Here is a 13,429-nt window from a genome sequence, read left to right on the forward strand (position 1 = left end):
CGCCCATGCCAGAGAAGAACCTGCCCGAACTGATCACCCTGAAACGTCTGATCGACGAAGGCGGGCGCCATCTGGAAGTGAACGCCCCTTGCACGGTGGCCATGGACGGCCGCCAGTTCCCCGTCTACACGATCGCGCTGGGCAACCCGAGTCCGGACGTGCCGGCGCTGGGCTTTTTCGGCGGCATCCACGGCTTGGAGCGGATCGGCACGCAAGTGATCCTGTCGTTCCTGGAGAGCCTGCTGGCGCGGCTGCGCTGGGACAGCACCCTGCACCAGCAACTCGAATCGATGCGGCTGGTGTTCATGCCGCTGGTCAATCCCGGCGGCATGTGGCAGGCCACGCGCTGCAACCCGCAGGGCGTCGACCTGATGCGCAACGCGCCGCTGAGCGCAGTGGAAAAAGTCCCGTTCATGCTCGGTGGCCAGCGCTACAGCCACCATTTGCCGTGGTATCGCGGCGTCGACGGCGCGCCGATGGAGCCGGAAAGCCAGGCCGTCTGCGACCTGGTCTCGCGCGAGCTGCTCACGCGCCAGTTCAGCATGGCGCTCGACTGCCACTCGGGCTTCGGTCTGCGCGACCGCATCTGGTTTCCGCACGCCCACACGGCCACGCCGATTCCGCACCTGGCCGACATCGGCGCGCTGGAACAGTTGTTCACCCAGAGCTATCCCAATCATAACTACGTGTTCGAGCCGCAAAGCCGCCAGTACCGCACCCATGGCGACCTGTGGGATTACCTGTACCTGAACGGCACCACCGGCAGCGACCGCGCGTTCCTGCCGCTGACCTTGGAGATGGGTTCGTGGCTGTGGGTGAAGAAAAATCCGCGCCAGATCTTCGACCGCGTCGCCTTCTTCAATCCGACGGCGGCGCACCGCTTGCAGCGGGTGCTGCGACGCCACCTGATCTGGTTCGATTTCCTTATGCGGGCCGCCAACAGCCATGGGCGCTGGATGCCGGAGGGCCTGGCGCGCAAGGTGCAGCACCGGCGCGCGCTGTCGCAGTGGTATCACACATGACCGAGGACGCGGGCACCTGGGTGCTGTTGCGCGGGCTGATGCGCGAGCAGCGCCATTGGGGCCGCTTTCCCAACCAGTTGGCCGAGACGGTGGTGGGCGTGGACGTCGTCACGCCCGACCTGCCGGGCAACGGCACACGGCACGCGCTGCGCAGTCCGACCACGGTGGCGGAGATGGTGGCGTTCTGCCGCCAGGATCTGCTGGCGCGCGGCCTGCCGCCGCCCTACTCGCTGCTGGCGCTGTCGCTGGGCGGCATGGTGGCGGTGGAATGGGCCAGCCGCCATCCGGGCGAGCTGACCCGCTGCGTACTGATCAACACCAGCATGCGTCCCTACAGCCGCTTCCACGAGCGGCTGCGCTGGCAAAACTATGGCGCCATCGTCCGCCAGTTGCTCGACGGCGGCGTCGAGGATCAGGAGCGGCTGATCCTGCGCCTGACCAGCCGCCACGGCGACGCCGCCGAAGGCGCCGGCCTGCTAAACCGCTGGCTGGGCTACCAGCGCGAGTTTCCCGTCACGCGCGCCAACGCGCTGCGCCAGCTGTGGTCGGCCGCGCGCTTCCGCGCCCCGGCCGCGCGGCCCGCCGTGCCGCTGCTGGTACTGAGCAGCGCCGGCGACCAGCTGGTCGATCCGCGCTGCTCGCGCCGGCTGGCAGAGGCTTGGCAAGCCGAGCATCGCGAGCATCCCGACGCCGGCCACGACCTGCCGCTGGACGACGGCGCCTGGGTCGCCGGCCAGGTCGGAAAATGGCTGGCCGCCGGCAAAGCCGGGTAAAATACCGGCCCTATGACCTCGACCACATCGGCGATGGCATGCCGTCCGAACTGTGGCGCCTGCTGTACCGCCCCCTCCATCTCCAGCGCCATCCCCGGTATGCCCAACGGCAAGCCGGCCGGTGTGCGCTGCATCCAGCTTCAGGACGACAACCGCTGCGGCATCTTCGGCAAGCCCGAGCGCCCGGCCTGCTGTGGCGGCTTGCAGCCGTCGGAGGAAATGTGCGGCACCAGCCGCGAGCAGGCGATGCTGTGGCTGGATGAGTTGGAGCGCGCCACCGCGCCGGCCTAGCGCGGTGACACTGTCGACCCGAAGAAGTTATTTGGTCACGGCAGTTACGGCAAAGCTGCGCGGGAATTGCGTCGCTCTTTTCACTGTGGGAGAATCAGATCATGACTACTCCAAAGACCAGAACGAAGTCGAGCGACCGGCGGCAGGTTTTTCCCAAAGCGGAATTGCTGCGGGATAATGGCGTGCGCTCAACGCCAACGCAGCAGGATAAGTTTTCCGCTGTCGTCAAGTCCGTTGCGAAGCGATACGGCGTGAAGGTGGCGTCGGTTGCAGCCCCAGCAAAAAATCCGTACGCGATGACGGCAAACCAGGCGGCGGAGATAGCCATAAAAGCTGGCATAGTCACCCGGGATGGCAAACTCACGCCTCGTTTTAGATAAGCGTCACGCGGCGATCACGTACAAAAAACCGCGAATTCGTCCAATTAGCCGGACCACAAGCAAGTAACGTTCGAGCATCCTGCGCAAGCCTCAGCGCCGCGCCATCTGCGCCAATATCTTCATCAGTTGCGCAACAAACCGCGCGCGAAACTCGGGCGTGAGTACTTCGAACGAGGCGTGATCGACGGCTTGGTGCTTGGGTATCGTGGACGTGGACATGGCTGACTCCTGAATGGTCGTGAACGCCCTCCCCCATCAACAAAACTTAGTCATGGCGACGTTTCGGCGTATGGGGTATATTTTCATCCCGCATGCCCGCTCGATCAAACGAGTTATTTTCGATTGATGCATAAGAAAAACTTAGCCTCAGGATCTCATGAACAAACCGTTGCGCTCCTTGTCCGGGCTCGTCGACTTCGACTGCGCCGCCCGCTGGGGCAGCTTCAAACTGGCTGCGGAGGAACTGCACAAGACGCCGGCGGCGATCAGCCTGCAGGTCAAGCAGCTCGAGGCCGCGCTCGGCTTTGAGCTCTTCATCCGCCACCCGCGCCACATCACGCTGACGGAAAAGGGGCAGGAGCTGGCGGTGACGGTGCGCCGTGTGCTGGGCGAGCTGCGCGCCAAGGTGGAGGCGCTGCGCGGCGGCGACGAAGAAAAAATCCTGCGCATCTCGACCACCCACTCGCTGGCGATCAAATGGCTGGTGCAACGCATCGACCGCTTCACCAAGTTGTATCCCGAGCTCGACATCCGCATCGACTCGACCGACCGGCTGGTCGATCTCAACGACGACAACACCGACGTCGCGCTGCGCATCATGGACGTCGACAAGGAAGATCCGGATTTCCTGTTCCACGTGCGGCTGGTGGCCGTCTACAGCCCGTCGCTGCGGGCGCCCGGCCAGGCGGAACTGACCCCGGCCGACCTGCGGCGTTTTCCGCTGCTGTACGAGGATTCGACCGACAACTGGATCATGCTGCTGCGCGATCACGGCCTGCTCAAGGGCAAGCACGACTTCTCGCGCTCCTACACCAACGCGGCTGTGCTGGTGCAGGCGGCGCTGGCCGGCCATGGCGTCGGCCTGACCCACTACACGATCGCCTACGAGGACATCCGCAGCGGCGCGCTGAAGATGATTCCCGGCTTCACCGCCACCTACGGGCGCGGCTACCGGCTGCTGGTCAACCCCGGAAAGCGCGGAATGAGCAAGGTTGCCCATTTCAGCGCCTGGCTGCGCGAAGAGATCGACGAGATGGAGCGCTCATTCGCGCCTGCATTCGATTGACTGGGCGCCGGGAATGGGCTACCTTTTGGCAAGTCGACATCTCAGGGCACGCCGCATGACCGCACCACTCCGTGCACTACTTCCCCTCCTTCCCCTGCTCGCCGCCGCGCTGCTGGCGGCGCAGCCATCGATGACGATTGCGGCGACGGCGGCGCCGGCCAAAGGCACGCTGCGCTTCGTGCAAAAGATCGAGGACGCGCCCGCCCAGTCCGGTCCGCGCAAGGGCGGCTTCCAGGAGGCACTGGGCAACGCGCTGGGCAAGCAGCTGGGCATGCCGGTGCAATTCGTCGGCTTGCCGCGCAAGCGCATGACCAGCGCGCTCGAATCGGGCGACGGCGACGTCGTCTGCGGTTATCTGCCGGCCTGGTTCAAGGGCGACTTCAACTGGAGCCGCACCTTCATTCCCACCTCCGAAGTACTGATCGCCTCGAAGCGGGTGCCGGCCCCGGCGTCGATCGAGGCGGTGCGCGGCAAAACCGTCGGCACCGTGCTTGGCTTCCACTATCCGGACATCGAACAAAAGCTCGGCGCCGACTTCGTGCGCGACGACGCGCCGTCGCTCAACCTGACGGTGCGCAAGTGGCAGGCCGGGCGCTTCGACTATTTCCTGACCACGGGCCAGTCGATCGACAAGCAGTTCCCCCACGGCGAGCTGGCGGCCGGCTACAACCTGCTCGTCGTCAGCGAGGTCAAGAGCGGTTGCGCGGTCTCGCGCAAGGGCCGCGTCACCGTGGAACAGGTCAGCGCCGCCCTCGACGCGCTCGAGAGAAGCGGCGAAATGACCCGCCTGCTGCGGCTGCGCTGACGCCAAACGTTATCTCACGGGCATCTTCGCGATGCGCTGCAACACGCCCCAGGCTGCCCCACAACGGCCTCACGCAGAGCGCGCGTCCGCCAAACGGGCGTCCGGCGGGATTTTTTATGCCGCATCGCACAAATCGGATTACGGTTGAGTTAGATTACGAAAAGACAACGCCGAACATGGTAAGCTTCGACCCCGGCGGTAAGCACTTCGCAGTAACTCCCTCAAACTCCCTCGCGTAACTACTTAATTACATGGACATTGTTCTCGCACTAAAAGCCATCATCATGGGCCTCGTGGAAGGTTTCACGGAATTCCTGCCGATCTCCTCCACCGGCCACCTGATCCTCACCGAGCACCTTCTGGGCTTTCAGGGCATGGAAGAACAGATGAATGTTTTTGAAATCGTGATCCAGGCCGGCGCCATCTTTGCCGTCTGCTGGGAATACCGCGCCCGCATCGCAAAAGCCTTCGCCGGCGTGACCTCGGACCGCGCCCAGCAGCGCTTCGTCCTCAACATCGGCATCGCCTTCCTGCCGCTGGCCGTGCTGGGCCTGATCTTCGGCAACCTGCTCAAGACCTATTTGTTCAAGCCGGTGCCGGTGGCCATCGCGCTGATCGTCGGCGGCGTCATCATCCTGCTCGTCGAGCGCCATGCGGCCGCCAACCCGGTCAGCGTGCGCGTGCACTCGGTCGAGGACATGACGCCGCTCGATGCCTTAAAAATGGGCATCGCCCAGGCGTTCGCGCTGATTCCAGGCACCAGCCGCTCCGGCGCGACCATTATCGGCGGCATGATGTTCGGCCTGTCGCGCCAGGTGGCCACCGAGTTTTCCTTCCTGCTCGGCATTCCGACCTTGCTGATCGCCTCGGCCTACTCGCTGTACAAGGCGCGCGCGCTGCTGTCGGTGTCGGACCTGCCGATGTTTACCCTCGGCACCGTGGCAGCCTTTATTTCGGCGTTCTTCTGCGTGCGCTGGCTGCTGCGCTATATCGCCACCCATACTTTCACGATATTTGCGTGGTATCGCATCGCTTTTGGCCTGCTGGTGCTCATCACAGGTTACACTGGCGTGATCGTCTGGAAGGACTAACTTTTTGAGTAGTTGCAGTGGCATCATGAATCACCAGGAAAATAACGAACGCGCCCTCGACCTGCTGCAAACCGTGTTCGGTTATCCGGCGTTCCGCGGCCAGCAGGCGGAAATTGTCGGCCACGTCAGCGGCGGCGGCGACGCGCTGGTCTTGATGCCCACCGGCGGCGGCAAGTCGCTGTGCTACCAAATTCCCGCCCTGGTGCGCGACGGCGTCGGCGTGGTCATCTCGCCGCTGATCGCGCTGATGCAGGACCAGGTCGACGCGCTGGCCGAGGTCGGCGTGCGCGCCGCCTTCCTGAACTCCACCCAGACCTACGAGGAAGCCCAGCGCATCGAGCGCCTGGTGCGCACCGGCGAGATCGACCTGGTCTACGTCGCCCCCGAGCGGCTGATGACGGACCGCTGCCTCAACCTGTTCCAGGCATCGAAGATCGCGCTGTTCGCCATCGACGAGGCGCATTGCGTCTCGCAATGGGGCCACGACTTCCGGCCCGAGTACATCAAGCTGTCAGTGCTGCACGAGCAATTCCCCAACGTGCCGCGCATCGCGCTCACGGCCACCGCCGACCCGCAAACCCGCGCCGAGATCGTCCACCGCCTGCAACTGGGCGACGCGATGCAGTTCGTGTCGTCGTTCGACCGCCCCAACATCCGTTACCAGATCGTTGAAAAGGCCAACGGCCGCAAGCAACTGCTCGACTTCATCACCACCGAACACGGCGGCGATTGCGGCATCGTCTATTGCCTGTCGCGCAAGAAGGTCGAGGAGACCGCCGAGTTCCTCAACGAAAACGGCGTGCGCGCGATGGCGTACCACGCCGGCATGGACCACGCCAAGCGCGCGGCCAACCAGGCCAAGTTCCTGCGCGAAGAAAACATCGTCATGTGCGCCACGATCGCCTTCGGCATGGGCATCGACAAGCCGGACGTGCGCTTCGTCTGCCACCTGGATCTGCCGAAAAGCATCGAAGGCTACTATCAGGAGACCGGCCGCGCCGGCCGCGACGGCGCCCCCGCCAACGCCTGGATGGCCTACGGCTTGCAGGACGTGGTGCTGCAACGGCGCATGATCGACGAATCGGAGGCCGACGAAACCTTCAAACGCGTGCTGGGCAACAAGCTCGATGCGATGCTGGGACTGTGCGAAACGCTGAGCTGCCGGCGCGTGCGCCTGCTCGACTACTTCGGCGAGCGCTCCGGCCCGTGCGGCAACTGCGACACCTGTTTGATTCCGCCGGTGTCCTTCGACGGCACGGTGCCGGTGCAAAAGCTGCTGTCGGCGGTGTACCGCGTCGACCAGCGCTTCGCCGCCGGCCACGTGATCGAAGTGCTGCGCGGGGTCGAGACGGAACGCATCAAGACCTGGCACCACGATTCGCTGTCGGTGTTCGGCATCGGCGCCGACCGCAGCGAGCAGGAATGGCGCGCCATCCTGCGCCAGGCCATCGCGCTGGGACTGGTGACGGTCGACCACGAGTCATACAGCTCGCTCAAGCTGACCGACGCGGCGCGGCCGGTGCTCAAGGGCGGGCAAAAGGTGCAGCTGCGGCAGTACCAGAAACCGGTCAAGCAGAAAAGCGCCGGGCGCGCCTCCAAGGGTTATGTGGAGAGCGACCTGTCGACCGGCGAACAGGCCATCTTCGACAAGCTGCGCTGGTGGCGGGTCGAGACGGCGCGCGCGCACGACGTGGCGGCGTACATCATCTTCAACGACGCGACCTTGCGCGAAATCGCCAAGGCGCGGCCGACCACCCTGTCGGACCTGCGCGGCATCTCCGGCGTCGGCGAGAAAAAACTGGCATCCTACGGCGACGAGATCGTCGCCATGATCAGCGAAATGGAGTAACGCATGCATCCGTCCGCCGTGTTTCATCGTTCGCTCGCGCAGTTGTGCGGGATGTTGGGCAAGATCGAGGCGGCCGAGGGTGAAGTCGGTGGCGGTCTGCTGGAGGCGCGCCTGCACGAGGACATGCTGCCGTTCGCGCAGCATGTGCGGGCGACCGCTAATTTCGCGCTGCGCGGCTGCTGCCCGCTGGCCGGGGTGCCGGTGGTCAGCTTCAACGGCGACGAAATTTCGTTCGCCGGGCTGCAGTGGCAGGTGGTCGAGACGATGCGCTTTATCGCCGACATCCCGCCGTCGCAATTCAATGGACCCGCGGACCGCATCTGCCGCGATCGCGCGGGCTTCGCCGACCTGGCGCTGCCGGCCGACGAATATCTGAATTTGTATATCCTGCCAAATTTCTACTTCCACCTGAGCATGGTGTACGCGATCGCGCGCAGCCGTGGCGTGGCCATCGGCAAGGGCGACTTCGACGGCTATCACGTCTACGCGCCGGGCTTTTCGTGGGAAAAACCCGCAGCCGCCTGACCGTTCATGTGCCATCGACGGCGGCGCCGCCACTGCGGCAGTTTTGCCTGAACTTCCCTCGCGATGGGCATGCCGTTCGCGCTCGATCCGTCACCGCGTTACCTTGGCGCGCTGCTGTACCTCGCCATTCCCGGCTCGGTGATCGGGTTCACCGCGTATTTGCTGCTGGTCGGCCGCGTAGGACCGGACCGCGCGGCCTATTCCACGGTATTATTCCCCATCGTGGCTTTGACCATATCGACCATTTACGAAGGCTACCACTGGACGCCGCTGGCCTTGAGCGGGCTGGCGCTGGTGTTGGCGGGGAACCTGTTGGCGTTTCTGCCGCTGGCGCCGCGCACCAAACTGATGGAGGCCGCATAACCCGGGGGATGCATGACCAGCAGGGCTTATTTCGCAGGACTGACAATACTGGCGGCTGTTTCCGCGCAAAACTCGGCATACGCCGCCGAACCACCCGCCGATACCGTCTATCGCAACGGCTATGTTTACACAGTCGACGCCAAGGACAGCGTGCAAGAGGCGCTGGCCGTGCGCGCCGGCCGCATCGTCTACGTCGGCGACAACGCCGGCGTCCAGCCGCTGACCGGAAAGGCTACCAAAGTCGTCGATCTGAAAGGCCGCATGCTGATGCCAGGCCTGGTCGACGGCCATATGCATCCGCAATCGGGCGGCAGCCGCCTGCTCAATTGCAGCCTCGATTATCAGGCGCTGACCGTCGCCCAGTTCCAGTCGCGCATCCAGGCCTGCATCGACAACGACAAACGCAGCGCCAAACCCTCGGGGCCAGACCGCTGGCTGGTGGTGGTCAACTGGTTCCAGCAAGGGATGCTGCCCGATGGCGTGGAAACCACCGCCGCCACCCTGGACGCGCTGAAGACCGACCGCCCCGTGCTCGTTCGCTCGTCCTTCGGCCACTCCGTGCAGTTGAATTCCAAGGCGATCAAACTGGCCGGGATCACGCGCGACACCAAGGATCCGGCCGGCGGAAAAATCACCCGCGACGCTGGCGGCAACGCCACCGGCCTGCTGGAGGATGCCGCCCAGGACATGGCGATGAACCTGCTGCCGCCGCTGACCGTGGCCGAGAACCTGGCCGCGTCCACCGCCGCGCTGGCGGCGATGCGCCAGCAAGGCATCACCTCCTTCCTCGACGCCTACACCGATCCGGAGACGATGACCGCCTTCACCGACCTGCACAAACAGGGCAAGCTGACCGCGCGCGCGCACTTCGCGGTGCTGGTCGATCTGGACAAGGGCGCCACGCCGCAAAGCGCCGTCGCCGAGCTGCTCAAGCAGCAAAAACAATTCGACCAGGGCCCGGCCACGGTGGCGCCGTCGATGCAGGTGCGCCACGCCAAACTGTTCATGGACGGCGTGATCTCCGCGCCCGCCTTCACCGGCGCCATGCTGGAGCCTTACCTGGTCAACAAGGGCACGGCCGACCGGCCGGACTGGCAGCCCGGCGCCAGCAACGGCCCGCCAAGCTACTTCACCCAGGACGCGTTGCGGACCACGCTGACGGAACTGGCCAACGCGAAGATCGATCCGCACATCCACGTCGACGGCGACCGCGCCGTGCGCGAAACGCTGGACGCGATCGAATACCTGCGCTCCACGCCGGCCGGCAAGGACGTGCGTCCCGCGTTGGCGCACGACGAAATCGTCGACCCGGCGGACTATCCGCGCTTCGCCAAGCTCGATGTGACGCCGGTGCTGTCGTTCCAGTGGGCCAAACCGGCGCCGGACACCGTCGGCGCGCTGAAGGACTATATGGGGCCGGCGCGCTACGCCACCGTGCAACCGCAGGCGCTGCTGCTCGACGCCGGCGCCCGCATCGCCTATGGCAGCGACTGGCCGGTCGATCCGCTGGACGAATGGTTCGCGCTCAAGGTGGGCGTGACCCGTACCGCCGCCCCGGACGCCGGCAAGGAATACGCCGGCCGGCTGGGCAAGCAACCCGGCATGCCGCGCGCCGCCGTGCTGCGCGCCATCACCATGAACGCGGCGTACACGCTGCGCCAGGAGGCGCTGACCGGTTCCCTGGAAGTGGGCAAGCTGGCCGACATGATTGTCCTCGACCGGAATTTCTTCACCATCCCGGCACAGGACATCGCCAACATCAAGGTGCTGCAGACCGTCGTGGGCGGCAAAATTGTGTATCAGGCCAAGGGCATGCGTTAAGATGTCGGCCTCACACGCCAGCACTTGAACAGACCCGCCATGCAATTCGCCATCTCCCTGTTGATCATCGTCGCCACCGCGCTGGTGGTCTACGCGATCATCAAGACCAATCCCGCCAAGCCGATGGTGCTGCCACCGCGCCCGGCGACGCCGTACGAGCCGGCACTGCCGAACGCGCCGGCGGCGCTGCACTGGTCCGACGACGGCCGCTTCCTGGTGGAAGTGGTCAACGAATCGCGCTACCAGAACACGCTGAAGGAATTGGCCGGCGACCATGGCGACCAGCCGGCCAGGGTGCCGTATCTGGCCACCCTGGTGCCCGACGACGCCAATCCGTATGAAAGCGCCGCCGTCGCCGTCTTCCTCGACGGCCGCATGGCCGGTTACCTGTCGCAGAAAGCCTCGCTGGCCTTCCGCGCCAACCTGAAACGCGAGGAAGTCGCCGACCGGATCACCACCTGCGACGCGCAGGTGCGCGGTGGCGGCGTGTGGAAGAACGGCCGCCTCTCGTATGTGGTGGTGCTGGATATGGAGACGCTGGAGGCGTGATGAAATCACTGGCCGCACTGGTGTCGATTGCATTGGCGATGGCGGGCGGCGCGGCCGCCGGCCAGACCTTGATCGTGCACTACAGCGAACGCGCGGGGGTGCACTACACCACGCCGCAAGGCCAGCTGGCCGGGGACGCGGCCAAGCCGGTGACCGAGGCGCTGGCCGCCGCAGGCATCGCCTACGAAATCCGCCAGACGCCGGCCAAGCAGCAGCTGGTGCTGCTAAAGGACAACCGCGAACCGGCCTGCATGCTGAGCTGGGTGGAGCTGCCCGGCCGCGACGACAAGGGCAAATTCTCGGACGTGATCTATCGGGATACGTCCGAGCGGCGGCTGTGGTGCAGCAAGATGGTGCCGGACGATGTGATCGAACGCTTCAACGCGGCGCTGGCCCGGCAGCCCAAATAACTACTTCCTCGTGAAGACCAGATCCCACACGCCATGGCCCAGTTTCAGGCCGCGGTTTTCAAACTTGGTCAGCGGACGGTAGGCCGGCTGCGGCGCGTAGCCGTCGGCGGTGTTTCGCAGGCCTTCTTCGGCGCCCAGCACTTCCAGCATCTGCACCGCATAGTCTTCCCAGTCGGTCGCGCAATGCAGGTAGCCGCCCACGGCCAGCTTTTGCACCAGCAGCTTGACGAACGGCGCCTGGATCAGGCGGCGCTTGTTGTGACGCGCCTTGTGCCACGGATCCGGGAAGAAGATATGCACGCCGTGCAGCGAGCCGTCCGGGATCATCTGGTTCAGCACCTCGACCGCGTCGTGCTGGATCGCCTTCAGATTGGTCAAGCCCTGTTCGTCGATCAGCTTGAGCAGGCTGCCCACGCCGGGCGTGTGCACCTCAACGCCGATGAAGTCCTTCTCCGGCATCGCGGCGGCGATGTGCGCGGTCGTGCCGCCCATGCCGAAGCCGATTTCCAGCACCACCGGCGCCTTGCGGCCGAACGCCTGTTCGTAGTCGAGCGGCGCCTTGGTGTAGCCGATCATGAACTTCGGCCCCTGCTCTTCCAGCGCGCGCGCCTGCGCGGTCGACAGGCGGCCGGCGCGGGTGACGAAGCTGCGGATGCGGTGTTCGGTCGGGTCGTAGAGCATCGGCCGCGCCGGGCCGTCTTTAGGGGTTTCGGAAGACATGATGGAAGCTGGTGGATAAGCTGATAAATAATGAGGCAGCATTATATCAGTGTCGAAACTCTGAACTGAGAGCTGCATCAGCAAATGATTGACACTCACAGGGACTTGAGGTCTAATCGTCAAAAGAGGCGTGAAATCGTTTTCAAACGTCGAAATGCCCTCCACGCTCCGTATTTAACCTGCTAGAACGACAAAAATGACCGATTTCACGCAATTCCCACCCTCGTTTACCTGGGGCATCGCCACCAGCGCTTTCCAGATTGAAGGCGGCGCCACCGCCGACGGCAAAGGCCCGTCGATGTGGGACACCTTCAGCCACACCCCCGGCAAGATCATCGACGGCACCAACGGCGACGTCGCCTGCGACCACTACAACCGCTATCCGGAAGACGTGGCCATCATGTCCAGCCTGGGCGTGGACGCCTACCGCTTCTCGATGGCCTGGTCGCGGGTGCAGCCGACCGGCAAGGGCGCTTGGAACGAGCCCGGCTTCGCCTTCTACGACCGTCTGCTGACCGAACTGGAAAGCAAGGGCATCGACGCCCACCTGACGTTGTACCACTGGGATTTGCCGCAAGGCCTGGAAGATGAAGGCGGCTGGCTCAATCGCGACACCGCCTACCGCTTTGCCGACTACGCGGCCGAAGTGGCGCGCCGTTTCGGCAACCGCCTGAAAACGATTGCGACGCACAACGAGCCATGGTGCACGGCCAACCTGGGCTACGGCAACTCGCAGTTCGCGCCCGGCGTGACAGACCTGAAAAAATCGGTGCAGGTCTCGCACCACCTGCTGCTGTCGCACGGACTGGCGATGCAGGCGATGCGCGCGGTCGGCAGCTCGGCCAAGCTGGGCATCGTGCTCAATCAGTGGACCGCCGACCCGGCCACCGACAGCGCGGCCGACATCGCGATGGCGGAATTCGAATACGCCCGTTCGGTGCAGTGGTTCATGGACCCCATCTTCAAGGGAAAATACCCGCAGCTGGCGCTCGACACCTACGGCGAGAACGGCCCGGATATCCATGCCAACGACTTCAAGGACATCCAGCACCGCATCGACTTCCTGGGCGTGAACTACTACTTCCGTTCCTACTGCAGCGCCGAAGTGCCGCCGCGCCAGCCGGAAGCGAAACTGGGCAAGACCGACATGGGCTGGGAAATCTACCCGGATGGCCTGACCGAACTGCTGCTCAAGCTCCACGACGAATACGAGCTGCCGCCGATCTACATCACCGAAAACGGCATGGCCAACCCGGACACCGTCGTCGACGGCGAAGTGCCGGACGAGGCGCGCATCGATTTCGTGCTGCGCCACCTGAAGGCGCTCAACGACGCCCGCCTGCAAGGCGTGAACGTGCAAGGCTACTTCCTTTGGAGTTTGCTGGATAACTTCGAATGGAACTCGGGCTACGCCAAGCGTTTCGGCATCGTCCATGTCGACTACGCGACGCAGAAGCGCACCTTGAAGCACAGCGCCCTGTGGTACCGCGACTACCTGGTGCAGCAGCGCGCACCGCAAGCCGCGCACGCGGCGTAAACCCACAC

14 protein-coding genes and 1 pseudogene are annotated in these 13,429 nt (G+C 64.6%); 14 read left to right on the plus strand and 1 reads right to left on the minus strand.

The features are described from left to right. The first annotated feature begins 5 nt into the window (after positions 1–5). The 13 genes and pseudogenes from NHH73_28950 (at position 6) to NHH73_29010 (ending at position 11,164) form a co-directional block, all read left to right on the plus strand. On the plus strand, positions 6–1,022 hold the full coding sequence (locus NHH73_28950; protein USX26535.1) for a zinc carboxypeptidase: 1,017 nt from the start codon (positions 6–8) through the stop codon (positions 1,020–1,022). Beyond that, entirely contained in the window at positions 1,019–1,795 is a 777-nt protein-coding gene (locus NHH73_28955) for an alpha/beta hydrolase (GenBank protein USX26536.1), read from the plus strand. The genes NHH73_28950 and NHH73_28955 overlap by 4 nt, the downstream gene beginning before the upstream one ends. 12 nt (positions 1,796–1,807) lie before the next feature. After that, the gene (locus NHH73_28960; GenBank protein USX26537.1) at positions 1,808–2,086 is read left to right on the plus strand and encodes a YkgJ family cysteine cluster protein; all 279 of its coding nucleotides are present in this window, start codon (positions 1,808–1,810) and stop codon (positions 2,084–2,086) included. Positions 2,087–2,187: 101 nt separating this feature from the next. After that, on the plus strand, positions 2,188–2,466 hold the full coding sequence (locus tag NHH73_28965; protein USX26538.1) for a hypothetical protein: 279 nt from the start codon (positions 2,188–2,190) through the stop codon (positions 2,464–2,466). 376 nt (positions 2,467–2,842) lie between these two features. After that, positions 2,843–3,751: a LysR substrate-binding domain-containing protein gene (locus tag NHH73_28970; protein USX26539.1), complete on the plus strand. Its 909-nt coding sequence runs from the start codon at positions 2,843–2,845 to the stop codon at positions 3,749–3,751. A 55-nt stretch (positions 3,752–3,806) separates the two neighbouring features. Next, the gene (locus tag NHH73_28975; protein USX26540.1) at positions 3,807–4,556 is read left to right on the plus strand and encodes a transporter substrate-binding domain-containing protein; all 750 of its coding nucleotides are present in this window, start codon (positions 3,807–3,809) and stop codon (positions 4,554–4,556) included. Positions 4,557–4,807: 251 nt separating this feature from the next. Beyond that, positions 4,808–5,647, plus strand: coding sequence for an undecaprenyl-diphosphate phosphatase (locus NHH73_28980; protein USX26541.1), 840 nt, complete (start codon positions 4,808–4,810; stop codon positions 5,645–5,647). Between the two features lie 25 nt (positions 5,648–5,672). Next, the gene (gene recQ, locus NHH73_28985; GenBank protein ID USX26542.1) at positions 5,673–7,496 is read left to right on the plus strand and encodes a DNA helicase RecQ; all 1,824 of its coding nucleotides are present in this window, start codon (positions 5,673–5,675) and stop codon (positions 7,494–7,496) included. Between the two features lie 3 nt (positions 7,497–7,499). Then, positions 7,500–8,021 (plus strand): DUF1993 domain-containing protein, encoded by a 522-nt coding sequence (locus NHH73_28990; protein USX26543.1) that lies wholly within the window; start codon positions 7,500–7,502, stop codon positions 8,019–8,021. Positions 8,022–8,055: 34 nt separating this feature from the next. Then, positions 8,056–8,384: pseudogene (locus tag NHH73_28995) on the plus strand (EamA family transporter). A 12-nt stretch (positions 8,385–8,396) separates the two neighbouring features. Further along, positions 8,397–10,205: an amidohydrolase gene (locus NHH73_29000; GenBank protein ID USX26544.1), complete on the plus strand. Its 1,809-nt coding sequence runs from the start codon at positions 8,397–8,399 to the stop codon at positions 10,203–10,205. A gap of 39 nt (positions 10,206–10,244) precedes the next feature. Continuing rightward, positions 10,245–10,754, plus strand: coding sequence for a hypothetical protein (locus NHH73_29005; GenBank protein ID USX26545.1), 510 nt, complete (start codon positions 10,245–10,247; stop codon positions 10,752–10,754). Further along, a complete protein-coding gene (locus NHH73_29010) occupies positions 10,754–11,164 on the plus strand; it encodes a hypothetical protein (protein ID USX26546.1) in 411 nt (136 codons plus the stop codon). The genes NHH73_29005 and NHH73_29010 overlap by 1 nt, the downstream gene beginning before the upstream one ends. Here the strand turns inward: NHH73_29010 and trmB are convergent, their stop codons facing one another. Then, complete coding sequence (gene trmB / locus NHH73_29015; GenBank protein USX29743.1) at positions 11,165–11,845, minus strand: tRNA (guanosine(46)-N7)-methyltransferase TrmB; 681 nt, start codon at positions 11,843–11,845, stop codon at positions 11,165–11,167. It lies immediately after the preceding gene. A 235-nt stretch (positions 11,846–12,080) separates the two neighbouring features. Here trmB and NHH73_29020 point away from each other — a divergent pair, with 235 nt between their 5' ends. Beyond that, positions 12,081–13,421, plus strand: coding sequence for a GH1 family beta-glucosidase (locus NHH73_29020; GenBank protein ID USX26547.1), 1,341 nt, complete (start codon positions 12,081–12,083; stop codon positions 13,419–13,421). Positions 13,422–13,429: the final 8 nt, after the last annotated feature.

This window comes from Oxalobacteraceae bacterium OTU3CINTB1 (assembly GCA_024123955.1).
Lineage (GTDB): Bacteria > Pseudomonadota > Gammaproteobacteria > Burkholderiales > Burkholderiaceae_D > Rugamonas.